Below are 20794 nucleotides of genomic sequence, written 5' to 3' on the forward strand. Positions count from 1 at the left end.
CAGACTAAATTACTTTCTACATACGTATGCAGATTGAGTTAACAATTCATTAACGGGTATGCTACTTGCCAATTTCTGTTGAGCAACTCATGAGCAACCCATGGTGATAAGAAAAATTCCAACTGGCAGTGGCGTAGGATCAAGTAAGCAGCGACTCAATCTTGTTGTTGGGAGTGTCATCATGGGGGCATCTATTTTGCTCGGTTGCACTCCGGCACAACAGCAGTCTGAGTCAACGTTAGTTGTCGAGGAGCCGAAAGTGATGGAAACCCATTCCGTGCAGGGCAAACCTGTGGTGTATCAAGTATTCCCCCGACTTTTTGGCAATACCAATACCACCAACCAACCGTGGGGCACGATTGAAACCAACGGAGTTGGCAAGTTCAGTGATTTTACTGATGAAGCCTTGCTTGGGATCAAGGCACTGGGTACGACTCACCTTTGGTATACCGGTGTTCCACACCATGCCGTGATCAACGATTATACTGCGTACGGCATTTCTCTTGACGACCCTGATGTGGTTAAAGGCCGTGCGGGCTCTCCTTATGCGGTTAAAGATTATTACAATGTTAATCCCGATCTGGCAGATGATCCTGCTAATCGACTAGCTGAATTTGAAGCGCTGATTGCACGCACGCATGCTCATGGTATGCGAGTCATCATCGATATCGTGCCAAACCATGTGGCACGTGCATATGAATCGTTGTCTGCGCCAGAGGGCATTGCCGATTTCGGTGCCAATGATGACACCAGTGTCGAATATGCCCGCGATAATAACTTTTATTATGTGGTCGGCGAAGATTTCAAAGTGCCAGCGGCCGAAGGCTATCAGCCACTAGGCGGAGACCCGCACCCATTGGCTGACGGAGCGTTTACTGAATCGCCAGCAAAATGGACCGGCAATGGAGCGCGTGCAGCGCAACCTGATGCGAATGATTGGTATGAGACGGTTAAAGTTAATTATGGCGTTCGTCCTGATGGAACTTATGATTTTCCTCGCTTGCCTGAAGAGTATAAAGCGTTAGATTACACCGCCCATTATGCATTTTGGCAAGACAAGTCATTGCCTGATAGCTGGTATAAGTTTCACGATATTGTGCATTACTGGTTGGATAAAGGCGTCGACGGTTTCCGCTATGACATGGCGGAAATGGTACCGGTTGAATTTTGGTCTTTTCTAAACTCTTCCATCAAAATGAAAAATCCCAACGCCTTTCTCTTGGCTGAGGTTTATCAACCGCATCTTTATCGGGATTATCTACACTTGGGGAAGATGGATTATCTGTATGACAAAGTTGAGTTTTACGACAGCCTCAAGGCTGTGATGCAGGGGCACGGTGATACGCAAACCTTGGTGGAAACGCAAGAGCGTTTAGCCGATATTGAAGCGCATATGCTGCACTTTTTAGAGAACCATGATGAACAACGCATTGCCAGCCCAGACTTTGCTGGAGACTCTCAAAAAGGTAAACCCGCGCTGGTTGTATCAGCATTAATCAGCCGTTCACCCACGATGCTATATTTCGGTCAGGACGTGGGTGAAGATGGCAGCGAAGAGACTGGTTTTGGCGACCCAACACGCACCACCATTTTTGACTATGCAGGTGTTCCGGCACATCAACGTTGGATGAACGGTGGAAAGTTCGATGGCGGGGCGCTGTCTAGCGCAGAGCTTGAATTGCGCGAGTTTTATATCAAGGTGATGCGCTTATCTGCTGAACATCCGACCATGCAGGGTGAATATCAAAGCCTGCATGCCGCAAACATCAACCAAGCATCTGACTATGATGATAAAACACTGGCTTTTGCGCGCTGGACGGATGAAAAACGTTTGTTAGTGATCAGCCAGTTTACTGAGGATAGCAAAGCGTTTTTGTTAAATATTCCAGCCGAGTTGGTTAGTCGTTGGGGCTTGTCTGCAGGGGAATACCCAATGCAGGACCATTTAAGTGGTGATGATTTCACGCTAGTCGTAGCTGCGGAGGGGAATGCGCAGGTACAGATTTCGCTGGGAGCATTAGGCTCGCGCGTGCTGGAATTTTAATTAAAGTCGCGTAATGAGTAAATTTACCCACTTTTTCGTTATCGCTTGGTTAGCAAGCCAGTTAGGGAGCAACGTCTCCCAGGCGGCAGATCAAATACAGTCAACGGCATCAAATCGGGTCTCTGTGATTAACACATTACGGATGCCGTATAACGACCAAATAAGGAAAGTACGGATATATTTGCCGCAGACTGCCAGTGCTGCTAATCCGGTACCGGTTTTATACCTGCATGATGGACAAAATGTGTTCGATAAGGCCACTGCGTATGTCGAAGAGTGGCGCGTTGATGAAATATTGGATAATCGCGTACAGTTAGGTTTGCCAGTGCCTATGGTCGTTGCGATTGACCATGGAGGCGAAAATCGAATACGTGAATTAAGCTCGTGGGACCACGAACAATATGGCAGCGCCCTCGGCAATGACTATCTGGCTTTTATTCTATCGGTAGTCAAACCCTACATTGAGTCCAATTATCCGGTTTTAATCGGGGCTGATAATACCGCCATCATGGGCAGCTCAATGGGCGGTCTTATGTCCCACTACGCGATCCATCAGTACCCTGATGTATTTTCCAAGGCAGGTGTTTTTTCACCGTCATTTTGGTATGCCGAGGAGGCTTTTAGCCTAGTTCAGCAGCAAAAATTAAATCCTAAGCAACGCGTATTTACCATCATGGGTGCCAAAGAAGGGGATTCAATGCTTCTCGGTTGGCAACGGATGCAGTCGGTGTATGCCCAACAAGCGATTCATCCGAATCAAATCAGGGCCGTGTTAGTGCCCGATGGTGAGCACAATGAGGCACTTTGGTCAGCGCAGTTTGAAACTGCTTTGAATTTTTTATTTAACTACGAGTAACAGATATGCAGGGTTTTTCATTTCGGCAATGGTGCCGAACCGGCGGATTATTCTTCGCGTTTTATCTAGGCTGGTGTGTTTTAGCGCAAGCTAATGTCGCCACTGCTATCTCGCATAATGAACAATCCCTGCAGATACAGCTGGGCAAAGATAAAGTCGAATTGCAGGCATTAACTGATGGTGCCGTAGCGGTTTGGTATCAGCCCCAAAATGTACGTCAATTGCCATCGTTTGCCTTAGATCCTGAACTCGATGTTCGGGTGAAAAATAAACTCGAAGAGGCTTCCGATGGTTGGTTATGGCATTTATCCGATCTAACAGTACACATCCAGCGTCAGCCGTTTAAGTTGAGTTATTGGCGTAAAGGGCAACTATTACTCTCCGAAGAAAGTGGTTTAATTAATCAAGAGACGATCAAAGGGTTTCGTTTTGCGCTGAGCGATGATGAGCAAATTATGGGCGCAGGGCAACGTGTATTGGGGATGGACCGTCGTGGTCATCGCTTACCTTTATACAACCGCGCGCACTACGGGTATACCACTGAGTCGACACAAATGTACTACAGCTTGTCCGCCGTGATGTCGTCTAAAAAATATGCGCTCATATTTGATAATTCGGCCAATGGTTTTGTGGATATCGGGCATACCGAAAGCGATGTACTACAGTTTGAAGCTGTGGCTGGGCGCACTGCATACATCGTGGCAGCCGCCGCCGATTATGCTGGTTTGATCTCCGAAGTGACTCAGATTACCGGTCGTCAACCCTTACCACCACGCTGGGCACTGGGTAATTTTGCTTCTCGGTTTGGTTATCGCAATGCACAGGAAACTCTAGACACCATTAATTTATTTCGCAGCCAGGATATTCCCGTTGATGCAGTGGTGCTTGACCTCTATTGGTTTGGCCCGGACATCAAAGGTCATATGGGTAATTTGACTTGGGATCGTAACGCTTGGCCTGAACCAGAGAAGATGATAGCAACTTTGCGTGAGCAGGGGGTCAAAACCATTGTTATTACTGAGCCATTTATTCTGCGTTCTTCCAGTCAGTGGGATAGTGCTGTAGAGCATGATGCGTTGGCTAGAAATTTGGCTGGAGCGCCGCGACGATTTGATTTTTATTTTGGCAACACCGGATTGGTTGATGTATTTGATCCGGCAGCACAAGATTGGTTCTGGACCTACTATGAACGACTAGCACGACAAGGCGTTGCTGGTTGGTGGGGCGACTTGGGTGAGCCCGAAGTGCATCCTGCTGATAGTATTCATCGGCTTAATGGTGAACCGGCGACAGGCGACGAGCTGCACAATGCTTACGGTCACCAATGGGCTAAAATGGTGTATGAGCGTCAATTAGCTCTAGAACCAACACAGCGTCCCTTTGTTATGATGCGTTCTGGATTTGTCGGTTCTCAACGATATGGCATGATCCCTTGGACAGGCGATGTAAGTCGTGAGTGGGGTGGGTTGCAATCGCAAGTCGAGCTTGCGTTGCAAATGGGTTTGTTTGGTCTTGCCTATACCCACTCGGATCTCGGCGGTTTTGCTGGCGGTGAACGCTTTGATGCTGAATTGTACACCCGCTGGATGCAATTTGGCGTATTTACCCCTGTCTATCGCCCTCACGCGCAAGATCATATTGCGCCAGAACCGGTGTTTCATCCCGAACCGGTGAAAAGTCATGTGCGCGAGTTTGTGAAACTGCGCTATCGACTCATGCCCTATATCTACTCATTGGCCTATGAAAATAGCCTTACAGGCTTACCCTTTATGCGACCCGTCATGTTACACCATGCTGAAGCCGCGCTTGAGAATACCCGGCAATACTTGTTTGGTGAATCGATGCTAATACAACCCATCACCCATGCTGGAGTTGAGCTCGTCGATGTTGAGCTGCCAAAGGGGCATTGGTATCATTTTTGGCATGGCACTGCACTAGCAGGCGGTAAAACGCATAGCATAGCTACACCATTGGATCAGATACCGGTTTTTGTTAAAGCCGGAGCCTTTATACCAATGGTTGCGCCGGTTGACTCATTAGATAATTATTCGACCGAGACTATGGATGTGCATTTCTACGTTGATCCTGCGCAACAAGCATCAGAATACATGTTGTATGATGACGACGGCACAGATCCTAGCAATGTTACCCGCATGAATTATCAATCTATCCACATGCAAGCGACTTATTCGCCGCAACTGAAGTTAACCTTAAATGTCACTGGCGAGTATGCAGGGCAACCTGAGAAGCGCGCTATTAAAGTGATTGTGCATGGCCTTCAGCAGTCTCCACAGCGTGTAAGTATCAATGAAAAAGCCTATTCGATTACGCACGGTGAAGAGGTGCAATGGCACAGTGAAACAGCTGAGCTGCACGTGCAACTTTCTTTGCGCGATCAGGTTTCCATTACACTGGACTGATGTGGCAGAAATGCTCTCCCTAGTTCGGCTATACGCTGAAAAACTGCCTCATCCTTAGCATTGGGGACTGCGTGCTGGTTAGATTTAAAACAGTCATAACCGGCAAGTAAGCAATGCCATGAAACGGCGGGATAGTAATGCGCAATTTGTTGTCGATTGATTTCTGCAGTTAGGTCGCCGCCTTGAAACCATACATCAAGAATTGCGTTAAGTGAGTCAGAGCGTTGGGTATTGTGCGTATTGGCTTGCCAATAATCGCTATCTGCGCGGTTACTGGCTTGGTAATGACAGACAATATAGTCCCTAATTCCATCAATGCGGGCATTAATGACTTGGTTGTATTGTTCGCGATGTTGAGCGCCATAGTCTCCGGCGCTAAACGCACTAATAAAATTTTCGACGGTTTCTTGCACGATGTGCAGGGCTGTGGCTTCTAAAGGTTCAATAAACCCTTGTGACAAGCCTACTGCAATACAATTGTTAACCCAGGTATTTGTACAACGACCGACCCGCATCGTGAGATGGCGGACGTCTACCTCACCATCGAGGAGACCTAAATGTTGGCGCAATTCCTGTTCAGCGGTTTCTGGCGCGCAAAAATCACTGCTATACACATAGCCATTTCCGGTGCGGGTAGTTAAGGGAATGCGCCAAGCCCACCCATGAGTTAATGCTGTTGCCGTGGTTTGGGGTAAGAGTTGGGTACAGCGCTGGGAACCAATGGCAACTGCACGGTCGTTAAATAGATTGTCTTTAAAAGAGATAAACGGGGTTTTTAATGTTTCTTGGATCAGTAGTCCGCGAAAGCCTGTGCAGTCGAAGAACCAATCTGCACTCAGCTCATCGCCATCGGCTAAAATAACGCTTTGGATTGAACCGTTGGGGAATTTTCGACAGCTATCAACATGCGCAGTAATGTGCTGGACACCCGCGTTTACGCAGTGCTGACGAATAAATTGGCCTACCTTAATCGCATCAAAATGATAGGCGTAATTAATCGCCGGTGCCCTTTTTGGATCCGTCGATTTGGGGCTCATTCCCTGCGCCGATAAATACGCCGCAAGAAAGAAATCATCGGGTTGGGTATAACTGGTTATGCCATTTTGGCGTTGATGACAATTGAGCAAAAACGCGCCAGCCGTGAATTTGTCAGTGAGTGAAGGGAAGGGATGGAAATAAGTGCTTTGCGGTTTAGCAATCCATTGGTTAAAGCGTATGCCATTTTTGAATGTGGCATCACATGCAGGCATCCAAGCGCTTTCCGCAATTCCCAGCAAATTAAAAAAATTTCTTAATTGTGGCGTAGAACCTTCACCAACTCCAATGATACCAACGTCGGGTGACTCAACCAAAGTGATAGTAAAACCCGCTGGGGCCAGGTGATGCTGAAGCAGAGCCGCTGTCATCCAACCGGCTGTGCCACCGCCAACGACTAATAACGAGGGTTTCCTAATACTCACTGAAAAACCTTTTTAAATGCGATTAAAGCTAATGTAACCGTGCGCCAGATAAATTGCGAATACGGTTTGCAATTGAATACGTATGCAGCTGAATAGTATTTTTACGGCGACATGGTTAGACTGCATTGTTAATTTGGTGTTAAAGATTATGGCACATTCCACGGGACACAATTCGCATCAACAAGAAGCGAAATAATAATAGGTATACAGCATGAATCAATCGAACCAGCCGCAGCTTTCATTTTGGCAGGTATGGAATGTCAGTTTTGGTTTCTTAGGCGTGCAGTTTGGTTTTGCTTTGCAAAACGCTAACGTCAGTCGGATCTTGTCTGATTTAGGTGCAGACTTGCATTCTTTAAGTTTGTTTTGGTTGGTCGCGCCAATTATGGGCTTGATCGTGCAACCCATCGTCGGTGCAGCATCTGACCGTACATGGAATCGCCTTGGTCGTCGTCGGCCATTTATTTTAGCTGGGGCAATAGCCGCTGCGATTGGTATGTTTTTAATGCCAAACGCTCCGCTATTTGTTGCTTTTATGGCGCCTATGATTTTTGGTGCTCTGATGCTAGCACTAATGGATGCTTCGTTTAATGTGTGTTTTCAACCGTTTCGTGCGCTCGTTTCCGATATGGTGCCAGCTAAGCAGCGCAATATTGGTTATTCGGTACAATCGTTATTGATTAATATTGGCGCCGTTGTGGGTTCGATTTTACCTTTTGTTCTGACCAATGTTGTTGGCTTGGAAAACACCGCTCAAGCGGGCGAGGTAGCTCCATCTGTGGTCTGGGCGTTCTATATTGGCGCAACAGTATTATTGGGCTCGGTTATTTGGACTGTGGTCCGCACCAAGGAATATGCACCTGAAGATTATTACCGTTACAAAGGCATGGACCATGCTGAGATTGAAAAAGAACTCGCGGTTAAAACTTCATTAGGTCAGAAGTTGGCTAATTTCTGGCAGCTAATGCTAACCATGCCAACGACCATGAAGCAGTTAGCCGTGGTGCAGTTTTTCTCATGGTTTGCTTTGTTTATTATGTGGGTCTATACCATGCCAGCGATTACGCAGCACATATGGGGCGTAGAAACCCAATGGTTCGACCCCGCCTACCTTAAATCGGTCTCTGTAGTGCCTGATTATATTGTAGAAGCGAAAGGCGCAGCGGGAGATTGGGTTGGGATAATGTTTGCTGCTTATTCATTATTCGCAGCTGTTTTTTCAGTATTTCTCGCAAAGCTCGCGGATAAACTAGGGCGTAAGACCGTTTACGCAGGCTCACTCGCGCTAGGCGGTATCAGCTATATTAGCTTTATGTTTTTCCAAGATTTAACCCCTGTCCAAGTTAACCTTTTGATTACCCAAGTTGAAGTGCCAGCGGGCGCGGTAAACCTGCTGTTACCAATGATTGGTGTTGGGATCGCATGGGCTGCAATTTTGGCCATGCCTTATGCCATATTGGCAGGATCGTTACCCGCCAATAAAACGGGTGTTTACATGGGGATCTTTAACTTCACGATTGCGGCACCTCAAATCGTGTCGGGTTTGTTGTCTGGTTGGATTTTAAGTTCCGTGTTTGAAAACGAGGCCAAATACATCATCATTCTGGCCGGAGTTGCTATGCTATTGGCCGCTGCGTCAGTATTTCTTGTGCGCGAAGGACAGGAAACCTCAGCAACTTAATGCGACTTGCACGCGGCCGAATAATCGGTCGCTAATCGCGGATAGTGGATTGACGTATTACCAGATCAGCTGGCATTAAATAATCGGCAACTTCGCGATTGTTAATTAGCTCTACTAAGTGATTCACCAGGAGTTCTCCAGCCCGTTTGGTGTCTTGTTGAACAGTCGTTAGGGTAGGCGTAGTAAAGGCTGAAATTGGAATATTATCATACCCACTCACCAGCATATCTTTGGGTACTTGGATACCATGGTATTTGAGGCATTTTATTACTCCGACCGCGATTAAATCGCTCGCACAAACAAGTGCATCGGGTTTGATCCCAGCTTTTAGCATTTTCTCAGTGGCAGAGAAGCCAGCTTCTTCGGTTGAAACTGCATTATATTGAACCGCCTCTGTGGCAAGTAAATTGGCTGCTGCAAGGGTATCTATGTGGCCTTGAAAGCGCGCCATAAATTCTGGTGCTCTCTGACCCGCGGTACCAATGAAAGCAAACGACTTTGCACCTTGATCTAGCAAATGTTGAGTGACCAAAGCGCCGCCCTGATAATTGTCACAGCCAACCGAAATGCCTGGATACTCGCTATCATGCGCACCCCAGCGTACAAAGTGTGTGCCTTGTTCTTGCAATTGATTTAATCGATCGCGGTAATCTAAATAATCGCCATAGCCCAACAAAATGAGGCCATCGGCTTTATTGGTGTCTTCATATTCGGCATGCCAGTCACTGTTCATATTTTGAAACGACACCAACAAATCGTAATTAATTGCAGCGCAAGCACGGGTGATACTTGCCAACATCGACATGAAAAAAGGATTGATTAGTGAGTCATCCGGCGAGGGATCTTCAAACAGTAGTAGTGCAATTGTTGAACTGCGCTGTTTACGCAGGTTGCTGGCGTTTTTGTCGACCTTGTAATTCATTTCGCGAGCAATGCGCTGTACGCGTTCACGGGTTTCTTGATTGACCAAGGGGCTATTGCTCAAGGCGCGGGAAACCGTAGACTGAGAAACTCCAGCCTTGTGCGCGATGTCGAATGAAGTGGCTTTGTCTTTAACTGCCAAAATAACTGCCTGTACTAACCATCGATTCCTTTTTTTATACAACAGCACAATTCATTAGCGCAACGACTTTGATAGAAATGTTATAAATCGCTATCGTAAACGCTGAGCGATGGTATACTGCGCGGTCGAGAACTAACCATTTCACTTTGAGGATTGCCTAAATGGCCGAGACTGAGCATCGTCCGACCAATTTTGTACGTCAAATCATTGATAAGGACCTGCAATCAGGTTTGCATCAAACAATAAGAACGCGTTTTCCGCCTGAACCCAATGGATTTTTGCACATTGGACATGCTAAATCGATTTGTCTGAATTTCGGTTTAGCGCAAGATTATCAAGGCAGCTGTAATTTGCGGTTTGACGATACTAATCCAGAAAAAGAAAACATCGATTATGTAAACGCGATTAAAAATGATGTGCATTGGTTAGGCTTTGAGTGGGATGGCAAAGAGCGGTACTCCTCAGACTATTTTGATGCCTTATATGGGTTTGCGATTGAGTTAATTGAGAAAGGCTTGGCTTATGTTGATTTCTCATCGCAGGATACCATTCGTGAGATGCGCGGAACTTTAACGGCTCCAGGAACCAACAGCCCATATCGAGAGACTGGCGTTGCAGAGAATCTAGCTCATTTTGAAGCGATGCGCGCGGGTAAATACAAGGAAGGGGAATGTTGCCTCCGTGCAAAGATAGATATGTCTTCTTCATTTATGTGTATGCGCGATCCTGTGCTATATCGGATAAAATTCGCTCATCACCACCAAACGGGTGACTCGTGGTGTATTTACCCAATGTATGACTTTACTCACTGTATCTCGGATGCTATTGAGCAAATCACGCATTCATTGTGTACTTTGGAGTTTCAGGATAATCGCCGCTTGTACGATTGGGTGATTGAAAATATAAGCGCTCCAGCGGTACCCCGTCAGTATGAGTTTTCACGCCTTAACTTAGAATACACAGTATTAAGTAAGCGTAAACTGATCCAACTAGTGGATGAAAAGCACGTGAATGGTTGGGATGATCCTCGGATGCCAACCATCGCTGGACTGCGTCGTCGTGGTTACACGCCTGCTTCTATTCGTGAGTTTTGTTTACGTATTGGCGTTACCAAGATGGATAACTTGGTTGAAATGGGCATGTTGGAAGCGTGTATTCGCGATGATCTTAACGTAAACGCTCCACGCGCAATGGCAGTTTTAGATCCAATTAAAGTCGTGATTGAAAATTACCACGGTGACGGTGAAATGCTAAATGCCCCAAATCATCCAAGTGATGAGTCTATGGGGACGCGTGCTGTTCCGTTTAGCAAAGAACTATGGATTGAAGCTGAAGATTTCCGCGAATCCGCCAATAAAAAGTTTAAACGTTTGGTACTGGGTAAAGAAGTGCGTTTGCGCAATGCATATGTGATTAAAGCAGAGCGTTTTGACACTGCTCCTGATGGTAAAGTGACTACTATCTATTGTACCTATGATAAAGATACATTAGGTAAAGACCCTGCTGATGGACGTAAAGTTAAAGGTGTTATTCACTGGGTTGACGCTAAAACCGGCATTCCAGCAACATTCAACTTGTATGATCGTTTGTTTAATCAAGCAAACCCTGCAAGTGCAGAAAACTTTGTTGACACTATCAATCCCGAATCACTAGCGGTAGTGCAAGGATTCGCTGAGCACTCACTGGCAACTGCGACGGCTTTACAAGCTTTTCAGTTTGAACGCACAGGTTATTTTTGTGTTGATAATGACTCGACGTCAGAGCGTTTGGTGTTCAATCGTACTGTCGGATTACGCGATACATGGAGTAATTCTGAAGGCGGTAACTAGATGCCGCATATTTATATGCATAAAAAAGCCAGCTATGTGCTGGCTTTTTTATGCATTGCGTTTGTGTGTTCGGCGTTGGCTAACGCGTCGCTATTTCGGTTGGCAATCAAATACTAACCCGCTGACCTGTGCACTTTTGCTACTCATTAAATAGCAGTAGGTTGGCATAATATCGTCAGGTGTTTTTAACTGTGACGGGTCCTCTGCTGGAAATGCCTTGGCTCGCATTGCTGTGCGAGTGCCACCCGGATTAACACAATTAAAGCGGATCCGGCTGGGGGAGTACTCGTTGGCCAAAACCTCCATCATCCCTTCAGTCGCGAATTTAGAAATACTGTAAGTACCCCAAAACTTGCGTCCTTTACGGCCAACTGATGACGTTGTAAAAATTACTGAAGCGCCTAAATCACTTAACTTTAAAGCGGGTAATACGCCTTGCATTAGTGCAAAGGAAGAATTGACATTAACTTGCATAACATCATTGTATTCCTCTGCTGAAATTTCTGAGAACGGACACAACGCGCCTAGAATACTGGCATTGAGCACCACACCGTCTAAGTGACCAAATTGGTCAATGATAGTGCTACCCATTTGGGTGTAATGCTGCGGAGTAGCCCCTTTTAAATCTAAAGGGACAATCGCCGGCTCGGGACCACCACTGGCCACAATCTCATCATAAACTGCCTCGAGTTTGCTGACAGTTTTACCTAATAAAATGCAAGTTGCACCAAGCGCGGAATAGGTAGTCGCCAAGGCTTTTCCAATTCCATCGCCAGCACCGGTGATCAAAATGACTTTCCCGTCGAGTTCATTTGGTGTTGCTGAATAGTTGTTTGCAATCGCTATTTCGCGTTCAAAAATCTGTGAATTCATCATGTTGTGATGCAGCCTTAGTTGCATAGTATTGACGAAGCCAAGCAGGCTTCGATAGCAAATGCAGGATGATAAACGAAATATACGTGCATTAGCATAAAAATAATTTCTGATTGGCGCGCAAAAGCCGAATTTATGCAACATAATTACAAAGTGTTAACAAACCTTTGCAATGTTGCTACAAAGCCCATAATATTACGCTAAAGTTAACTGGTCTTACTTGTTTAATATTTGTTCATTCATGTGAACAGTGCACGTCAAGTACGCACAGTCTCTATCCATGAACAAGAATAACAATAGAATTGTAGGGAGTCGAAATGAGAAAACTATTAATCAGCAGCAGCATCGCCATGGCGCTAGGCTTGGCGGGTTGTGGTGGTGGCGAGACAATCGCTGACATCGAAGCTGAAGTGCCGGTAGAGCAACCACAATCAAGGATCGTTTTTGATCCAGGTGCTGGTGAGCTCAACATCCCTAACGACTTACTCATGTTGCCTGGCAGCGATGGGTTCTTCGATTACACACTGAATATTCCTGTTGCCGATCCAACGAACTTTGGTGACCCGCAGAACGCTTTAAATGTACTTGATGGTTGGGCAACCAGTCATCCATTTGTCATTAATGTGGAAACACCAGACGGTGTTGCGCTTGATGAAACTACTCTATCGGCTGGTGTACATATTTTCGAAGCGACACTCGGACTTGATCAGTCAGATCCTGATTGTGCAGCGATTCGCGTGCCGAGTGCAGGCTGTAAAGTGGGCGATAAATTAGTATTCGGTCAAGACTTTGTGATGAGTCTCAGCGGCCCAAATACCATCAATGTTGTTCCATTGAATCCATTAAAAGCAGGTTCAGGACACGTATTGGTAATGACTAATGCCCTGAAAGATACCACAGGTAAATCGGTCGCAGGCTCGACCACGTGGGAGCTGGTCGCACAAGATCCTAACGTCTTACCATTATCCAGCCCTTCGCAGTTATCGTTACAGAACCTAATCAACTCACACATTCTTGCTTTATCAAGTGTGGGCTTCTCGCGTGATGAGATTACGTATGTGTCTGCATTTACTACACAATCAACGCTTTCTACGATGGAAACATTGAAGCAAGTCATGATTGCTGAGTTCGCCGCGCGCGCGCAAGCTGGTGACCCTGCCGCGGGTGAAGCATTACCCGCAATAGTAGTGACCGATGCTACTGGACCGCAGAATGTTATGGAAACATTGGGGTTGGTTTCAGCACAAGCCGTTGCTGGAGCTGTTCAGCTAGGTATTAGCCAGTTACCGCCGGAAGCAGCGCCATTAATCCCACTAATTGAAGCGACTGATTTCTCAGCCTTACAAACCTGTAATGGCTTATTTGGTACAGTTGGCGGTCAACTTGCACCGGTATGGGGTGCGGTGAATGATTTTGCTGTCGCAGTATCAACCGGTATTCTGCAGCAAGCTGGTCCTTTCTGTGCAGCAACGCGCATGGAAGGTACAATATCTTTACCATATTACTCTGCGCTTCCAAGTGCAGAAAATCCGTTCGCTCCAATCAATGAGTTTTGGGAAGCGGCTTGTGATAGCGGAATTGTGTTAGCCGGCGCTCCGCAAGAAGTGCTTGCAGCAGCGACTCCTGGGCCTAATGCGGCGTTTTGTCAGCAAGTCGGTTTAGCTGATTTGCGTATCAATGGCCAGAAGTTGGATCCAGCGCGAAATATTACGAAGTTTAACCCGGTACCGCAGCCCAAAGGCAGCAACATGGGTGACGAAGTATTAGACGTTCAGATTACTATTCCTAACCCTGCGCTTGCAACCGCATTGGGTTTCCCAATTGAAAAGCCTGAAGCTGGATGGCCGGTAGTGATTTTGGCGCACGGTATTACGTCGAAAAAAGAAGATATGTTGGCCATTACTGGCGCGCTTTCTCTGGCGGGTTACGCAACCGTTGCTATCGACCAGCCACTGCACGGAAGTCGCGGCTTTGACTTAAGTGAATTTGGCATTCCGGCCTTACTTAACACAACCAACGATGACGAAGCCTATCCGGGTAACTCTGCAACGGTTTACATGAACCTAGCGAGTTTACCAACAGCACGAGACAATTTACGCCAGTCAGTATCTGATTTGTTGGGTTTGCGTCTTGGTTTGAATGCTTTCGTTGATACGTCAGCCAGCCAAATTGGTGACATTAATGCGTTTGATGTATCGGTAATGGGTGTTTCATTAGGTGCTATCACTGGCGGTAATTTTGCAGCCATTGCCAACACTTCTCTAGGCAACCCTTTAATCGATAATTTCTTCGCTATTCAAGCGGCCTCGCTTGAATCTCCAGGTGGCGGTTTAGCTGGGTTCCTGCTTGAAAGTGGTGCTTTTGGTGGCTTGATCCGAGGTCTGTTATTGAGCCAGTCTTCACCAGAGTTCCAAGGTTTGCTGATGCAACTATACGGTACAACCGATGTGTCTGAGGCACAGTTAACTGCTGCCGTAAGTGCATTTGAAGGTGCGTTGACGCCAGAGCAAGCAGCCAGTGTAAATGCCGTATTTGCGCAATTTGCTTTCGCTGCACAAACTGTCTTGGATGCCGCGGACCCAATCACATACGGTGCTCGTTTGGGCTCAAATACACCGGTGCACATGATGTCAGTTGTGGGCGATGGTGGTGATAATCTGCCAGACCAAGTGATCCCAATTTCTACAGCTTTACCATTAGCTGGCCAGATCCCATTGGCACGTCAAATTGGTCTTGAGCAAGTGGTATCAACGATCACAAGTACAGAACCATTAAGCGGCCACGTATGGTTTAACGAAGGTGCACACGCATCGAGCTTAAACCCTGCATCAAGCCCAGCGGTTACGACTGAAATGCAACGTCAAGTTGCTGGTTTTATCGCGAGTAAGGCCCGTTTACTGCCAATTACTAACGAAGCCGTTATTGCTAACTAATAATAACTACATCATAAAAAGGCCGGCATATGCCGGCTTTTTTTATGCCGTAGGTTAAAGCGAGCTGGTTTTACTATGTTTGCTTGAAAAAGCATCAAAGTGCTCTGCAACTTTGTCAAACGAACAAGGCTGCTAGCTATTAATTCTTACTTAATCTTGATGAATTTAACAACAGTTCGGGGAAAAACGTTTGACTAACATCTTATAATAGCTGGGGAGATAACGGTGTAGTTCGAGCTTAACCTTTAACCTGAAATGATATTTGTTTGGTCATAAAGTCATGGAGTTAGCGTGCTCTTCACAGTACCATATGAACTACCATTTTATTGAAAGCACGCGTGGCTTTCAGTGACTAATTTTCGTTTTTATCATCGAGGTTACATTGGAATTTCTATACGAGTATGGCGTTTTTCTCGCCAAAGCAGTCACCATCGTTATCGCTATTGTAATTATCATCGCCAGTATCGCAGCCCAGGCTGGTAAACAAACTAAGGAAGGTGGGGAGTTATTAATTGAGTCCTTATCGGAAAAACTGGATTCACTGATTGAGCATGCGCAACACAAACTGTTGACCAAAGAGCAGTTAAAGGCGTTAAAAAAAGCCCAGAAGAAAGATAAGAAGGCAACCAAAGACGATGCCAAGAAAACCCATCTCTTCGTCATTGATTTTAAAGGGTCTATGGATGCGCATGAGGTAGAGAATTTACGTAAAGAAGTCACTGCAATTATCAGCATCGCTGATGAAAAAGACCAGGTGTTAGTTAATGTTGAGAGTGGTGGTGGCGTTGTACATGGGTATGGTTTAGCGGCATCACAGTTACAACGGTTGCGCGACCACGGGTTAGATTTAACGGTAGCGGTAGATAAGGTGGCAGCGAGTGGCGGTTACATGATGGCTTGTGTAGCTAACCGTATCATTGCATCGCGATTTGCGATAATTGGCTCGATAGGCGTTATTGCACAGCTACCAAACTTCAACAAGATCCTAAAAAAGAATGATATTGAATTTGAGCAACATACCGCGGGTGAATACAAGCGGACGTTGACCATGTTCGGTGAAAACAACGAAGCTGGTCGTCAAAAATTCCGTGAAGAGCTTGAAGATGTGCATGGTATGTTCAAAGGTTTTGTGAAGAATAATCGACCGGAGTTGGATATTGATACCGTAGCAACTGGTGAGTATTGGTATGGCGAACGTGCGCAAACACTGGGGCTAGTTGATGATATTCAAACATCTGATGACTTCATTCTTGCCGCAAATAAAGAAAAGAAAGTATTTAAGGTTGCTTATACGAGCAAGAAATCTATGGCTGAGAAGCTTGGGCTGAGTGTTGCTAATGGTGCAGAGCAATTGTTTATGAAAATGTGGGAGCGTTCCCAGTCGCTGTTTAAATGAGTCAAAAAACCAAAGCGAAAATCCTCGCGACCGCTGAGGTGTTATTTGCCAAGCAGGGTTTTACGCATACCTCTATGCGCATGATAACCGAACAAGCAGGGGTAAATCTTGCTGCCGTGAATTATCATTTCGGCAGTAAAAAGAACCTTATACAAGCAGTGTTTAAGTTTTATCTCGATTTGGTTATTCCACAGATGGACGTACACTTAAAACAACTCGCAAGCATGGATGCGGCAAAGGTTGAAGACGTTATCAGGTGTATTGTTGAACCATTAGAAAGCATTGAAAATTATCGTCCACTGGGAACTGCAACATTTGTTCAGTTATTGGGACGGGGCTACAGTGAAACTCAGGGGCACTTGCGTAGTTTTATCCTCGGTACCTATGGTGAAACCTTATCAGCGTTGATGGCGCAGTTTAGGCGCAGCTTACCCAAAGTAAGTAACGAAGAGTTGTTTTGGCGACTACATTTTGCGTTGGGGAGTTTTGTGTTTTCGATGTCCTCCAGCCAGGCATTGTTAGAAATTGCTGAGGCAGATTTTAATGCATCGCCTAGTTTTCATCCGTTAACTGAACGTTTAGCAAAATTTGTTACCGCTGGCATTGCTGGCGAGTTTAACGCGTAAGCTTTGTCTTTGCCCTCTTGAAGTCTCCATCAAAGCTAAGCGATAGGTATTCTCCCGCTTGCATAACTTTGACACTTTCTGGAAAGCTAACAACCACTATTACAAAATTGTCTTGCTTATCATACTGGCGCTAATAAACGTCAATGCCAACACACACTTTTACATTATTGAAAGGACTTAATTCCACATCAGCATATTTTGGAGCTTGCACTTCATTGGCTCCTATATATGTAAAGAAGAGTAGGGCCGCTAAACCAAGAATATGTGCTAAAAAGTCGTGGTGCTAAAAGATTTAGTTTGCTTGCGCAAAAAAAAGTCCGGAAAACCGGACTTTTTAAGATGTGCTTGCTGATTTGCGTTAATCGACGCTTGCTGGAGAAGCCATCGGCGCTTTAGCTGAAGACTTCACCGACGCCATTGCCGCAAACTTACCAGAGGTGATCAGCTCTGGGCGTTGCTCCTGAGCCAATTCAGTTATGGTCAATTCACCAAATTCGTAGTCAACAGGTTGCGGCTTCGCCATTGGGTGACTTGCACGCATAACTTTAATTGTCACCGGTTTATCCGCGACAGTTGGTTGTGCAAACAAATCTTTCACCACTGGGGCTGTTTCTACCGGCTTTTCAACTGGACTTACTTCACTAACTGGCTCTGATGTAGCAGGGTTATCTGCCTCGACAGCAGTATTCGCAGCAACATCTGATGGAGAAGTCTCAGACGATGGCTCGGATTGAAGAACTTCTTTGCTAGTTTTTTCGTTAGTTAATTTGTCGTTTTCAACAGCCACTGGAGCGTCGAAGTTTAACTCATCTTGCGTCACTTCTGCGTCATTTGCCTGCTTCTTGCGTTTCTGTCCTGCAGCTCTAGTATGACGAGGTGAGCGACGATTGCGGCTATTATTGAGCGATTTTTCGTCGCCATCGTTTGCTGTACTAGTTTCATCAGGAGCTTCACCAGCGGTGGCTGACACCTCTTCTGGTTGAACGTCTGCCGCTGGCGCTTGTGTTTCAGCTTTGGGTGCCTGGCGTTTTGGTTTAGACGCTTTGGGTGGCTTGCTCTCCGCAGTTACCGCGTCATTGTCAGTTTTAGCTTGTGCTTGATCTAGCGCTGACGCTTGCTGGTCTAGCGTATTATTGTCAGACGCTTTATCAGCACGTACGCTCTTACGATTATTGCGACGACTACGACGCTCTTTCACTTGCTCGGTAGCAGTGTCAGTTTCGGCGTTTGTCTCAACATTTCCTTCAGCAGCAGTATTTCGACGATTACGACCGCGAGTACGCTTATCATTCTGATTGCGACGCTGCTTTTCGTCTCCTTGGCCTTCTTTTCTCGCTGCGGTAGATTCTTCATTGTCGCGCTTTACAGCTTTACGATTATCATTATTACGACGTTGATTTGACTTAGCATTGCGTGAACGGTTATTGCGTTTGTTTTGCTGGCGGCCATCTTTACGCTTAGTTTGTTTCTTGGGTTGTTCTTCTTCTGCAAATAGTGCTTTGACCCAGCTGACAAGTTTACTCACAACACCAGGCTCTTTGGCTGCTTGAGGAGCAGGGCTCGGTGCTGGTTGTGGTGGAGCAACTAGACCTTGCAAGGCTGGTTCTTCTCGCTTAACCGCAGGCGCTGCATGCTTGTCGTCTATTTCATTGCCAACATCTACAAGCTCAACCGTGTAGCTTGCGTCAGTGATCTGCTCATCAACGCGACGACGTTCAATTTTGTAATGCGGGGTTTCTAAATTTGGGTTAGGCAACAACACAAGTTGAACGTTGTGGCGTTTCTCGATTGACTGAACCGCTTTACGTTTTTCATTGAGTAAGTAAGTCGCAACACTAACCGGTAATTGCGCTTCTAATTGATGTGTGTTCTCTTTGATACTCTCTTCTTCCAAAATCCTTAAAATGGATAATGCAAGAGATTCTGTTCCTCGCACCGTACCGTGACCACTGCAGCGCGGGCATACGTTATAGGCGGAGTCACCGAGCGAAGGACGCAGACGTTGTCGCGACATTTCAAGCAAACCAAAGCGTGAAATACGACCTATTTGGACGCGAGCGCGATCAGGGCCAACTGCATTTTGCATACGGTTTTCAACTTCACGCTGATTACGTACAGGGGTCATGTCGATAAAGTCAATCACTACCAGACCACCGAGGTCACGTAAACGTAACTGACGCGCAATTTCGTCCGCTGCCTCTAAATTGGTGTTTAGTGCAGTTTCTTCAATGTCGCCCCCTTTAGTAGCGCGGGCGGAGTTAATATCGATAGAGGTTAATGCTTCGGTTGGGTCAATGACAATTGAACCGCCTGAAGGCAAACGAACTTCACGTTGAAACGCGGATTCGATTTGACTCTCAATTTGATAATGACTGAATAAGGGGACTTCACCCTTATACAGTTTTACTCGATTAACAAAATCGGGACGCACTAATTGGATGTGCTGCAACGCCTGCTCATAAATAGACTGCTTATCGATGAGTATTTCACCGATGTCACGTCTTAAGTAATCGCGGATGGCGCGCACGATAACATTGCTTTCTTGGTGAATGAGAAACGGTGCGGGGCGCTCTTCAGCGACTTTACTGATAGCATCCCAATGGGTAATCAGAACGCTTAAGTCCCACGCGAGTTCTTCGTAGGATTTGCCAACTCCAGCAGTGCGAACAATCAAGCCCATTCCAGTAGGCAGATCGAGCTGATTTAAGGCTTGCTTTAATTCTGTACGTTCATCACCTTCAATACGACGTGAGATACCGCCAGCGCGAGGGTTATTTGGCATTAATACCAAATAGCTTCCAGCAAGTGAAATGAAGGTCGTTAGCGCCGCACCTTTTTGGCCACGTTCTTCTTTATCAATTTGAACGATAACTTCCTGACCTTCCTTGATCACGTCCTTAATACTAGGGCGACCTTCGAATCTATAGCCGTCAGGGAAGTAGGTTTTGGCAATTTCTTTAAGAGGGAGGAAACCATGGCGCTCAGCACCATAATCAACAAATGCAGCTTCAAGACTTGGCTCTACGCGGGTAATTGTACCTTTATAGATGTTTGCCTTTTTTTGTTCGTGTCCAGGGCTTTCAATATCTAAATCGTAGAGTTTTTGCCCGTCTACAAGGGCGACCCGCAACTCTTCTTGTTGAGTCGCATTGATCAGCATTCTTTTCATTTTATCTTTCTCAGTTTTACACCGATAAAGACACACAGCAGGACCGCACGACTGTACGGGACGTCATCACGACGAGCGCTAGCGCGAGAGAAGCCAATTAACTCTTATTAATAATCTCCTTCTTTCTCAGGAGTTTATTGTGTTTCCGAGTGTCGGGAAGGCAAAACCCTAACATTTACTTTTTCTTTTTATTAAGCGTTGTTTACCCGCTTAATATTATCCAATTCTGTATTTGTATTTATCGGCGATTTTAATGTTTATCGCTTTGCAAATGACCCCGGTTCCAAATGTAGGCAAGGGGGTTAATTTCATCATTTGCTAAAATTGTATCTAGTTTGCGCGTTCGTTGGCGCGACGATACATGATCCGTTTGAAGTGTTAGCGAATGTCATAACGCTCTCTTCGGACGGCGTATTATCACTTTTTTTCTGTGAACTAGCAAGT

The 20794-nt window shown here is 46.0% G+C and carries 12 protein-coding genes; 8 read left to right on the forward strand and 4 right to left on the reverse strand.

Going from position 1 to position 20794, the window contains the following annotated elements:
* The first annotated feature begins 100 nt into the window (after nucleotides 1–100).
* The 3 genes from CSH92_RS08505 to CSH92_RS08515 are packed head-to-tail and all read left to right on the forward strand — an operon-like array spanning nucleotide 101 to nucleotide 5320.
* Nucleotides 101–2044 carry an alpha-amylase family protein gene (locus CSH92_RS08505; protein ID WP_205662142.1) on the forward strand — a complete coding sequence of 648 codons (1944 nt, stop codon included), beginning with the start codon at nucleotides 101–103 and terminating at the stop codon, nucleotides 2042–2044.
* Nucleotides 2045–2057: 13 nt separating this feature from the next.
* Complete coding sequence (locus tag CSH92_RS08510; RefSeq protein ID WP_100657178.1) at nucleotides 2058–2900, forward strand: alpha/beta hydrolase; 843 nt, start codon at nucleotides 2058–2060, stop codon at nucleotides 2898–2900.
* A gap of 5 nt (nucleotides 2901–2905) precedes the next feature.
* On the forward strand, nucleotides 2906–5320 hold the full coding sequence (locus CSH92_RS08515) for a glycoside hydrolase family 31 protein (protein WP_100657179.1): 2415 nt from the start codon (nucleotides 2906–2908) through the stop codon (nucleotides 5318–5320).
* Here CSH92_RS08515 and CSH92_RS08520 read toward each other — a convergent pair.
* Nucleotides 5296–6780 (reverse strand): tryptophan halogenase family protein, encoded by a 1485-nt coding sequence (locus CSH92_RS08520; RefSeq protein ID WP_124916941.1) that lies wholly within the window; start codon nucleotides 6778–6780, stop codon nucleotides 5296–5298. The genes CSH92_RS08515 and CSH92_RS08520 overlap by 25 nt on opposite strands.
* 211 nt (nucleotides 6781–6991) lie before the next feature.
* On the opposite strand from CSH92_RS08520, the gene CSH92_RS08525 reads away from it, so the two are divergent.
* Nucleotides 6992–8461 carry an MFS transporter gene (locus CSH92_RS08525; protein WP_100657181.1) on the forward strand — a complete coding sequence of 490 codons (1470 nt, stop codon included), beginning with the start codon at nucleotides 6992–6994 and terminating at the stop codon, nucleotides 8459–8461.
* A 31-nt stretch (nucleotides 8462–8492) separates the two neighbouring features.
* Here the strand turns inward: CSH92_RS08525 and CSH92_RS08530 are convergent, their stop codons facing one another.
* Nucleotides 8493–9527 carry a LacI family DNA-binding transcriptional regulator gene (locus CSH92_RS08530; RefSeq protein ID WP_100657491.1) on the reverse strand — a complete coding sequence of 345 codons (1035 nt, stop codon included), beginning with the start codon at nucleotides 9525–9527 and terminating at the stop codon, nucleotides 8493–8495.
* Nucleotides 9528–9685: 158 nt separating this feature from the next.
* Between CSH92_RS08530 and glnS the strand changes: the two genes are divergently transcribed.
* Nucleotides 9686–11353 (forward strand): glutamine--tRNA ligase, encoded by a 1668-nt coding sequence (glnS, locus tag CSH92_RS08535; RefSeq protein ID WP_100657182.1) that lies wholly within the window; start codon nucleotides 9686–9688, stop codon nucleotides 11351–11353.
* Nucleotides 11354–11443: 90 nt separating this feature from the next.
* Here glnS and CSH92_RS08540 read toward each other — a convergent pair whose 3' ends face one another.
* Complete coding sequence (locus tag CSH92_RS08540) at nucleotides 11444–12229, reverse strand: YciK family oxidoreductase (protein ID WP_420807500.1); 786 nt, start codon at nucleotides 12227–12229, stop codon at nucleotides 11444–11446.
* A 314-nt stretch (nucleotides 12230–12543) separates the two neighbouring features.
* Between CSH92_RS08540 and CSH92_RS08545 the strand changes: the two genes are divergently transcribed.
* From CSH92_RS08545 to CSH92_RS08555, 3 genes are all read left to right on the forward strand, one after another.
* Entirely contained in the window at nucleotides 12544–15159 is a 2616-nt protein-coding gene (locus CSH92_RS08545) for a VolA/Pla-1 family phospholipase (protein WP_100657183.1), read from the forward strand.
* Between the two features lie 382 nt (nucleotides 15160–15541).
* Nucleotides 15542–16555: a protease SohB gene (gene sohB, locus CSH92_RS08550; protein ID WP_100657184.1), complete on the forward strand. Its 1014-nt coding sequence runs from the start codon at nucleotides 15542–15544 to the stop codon at nucleotides 16553–16555.
* Nucleotides 16552–17181 carry a TetR/AcrR family transcriptional regulator gene (locus CSH92_RS08555; protein WP_100657185.1) on the forward strand — a complete coding sequence of 210 codons (630 nt, stop codon included), beginning with the start codon at nucleotides 16552–16554 and terminating at the stop codon, nucleotides 17179–17181. Before sohB ends, CSH92_RS08555 begins: the two co-directional genes overlap by 4 nt.
* A gap of 358 nt (nucleotides 17182–17539) precedes the next feature.
* Here the strand turns inward: CSH92_RS08555 and rne are convergent, their stop codons facing one another.
* On the reverse strand, nucleotides 17540–20350 hold the full coding sequence (gene rne / locus CSH92_RS08560; protein WP_100657186.1) for a ribonuclease E: 2811 nt from the start codon (nucleotides 20348–20350) through the stop codon (nucleotides 17540–17542).
* Nucleotides 20351–20794: the final 444 nt, after the last annotated feature.

The organism is Neoalteromonas flava (genome assembly GCF_002807685.1).
GTDB classification, from domain to species: domain Bacteria; phylum Pseudomonadota; class Gammaproteobacteria; order Enterobacterales; family Alteromonadaceae; genus Alteromonas_E; species Alteromonas_E flava.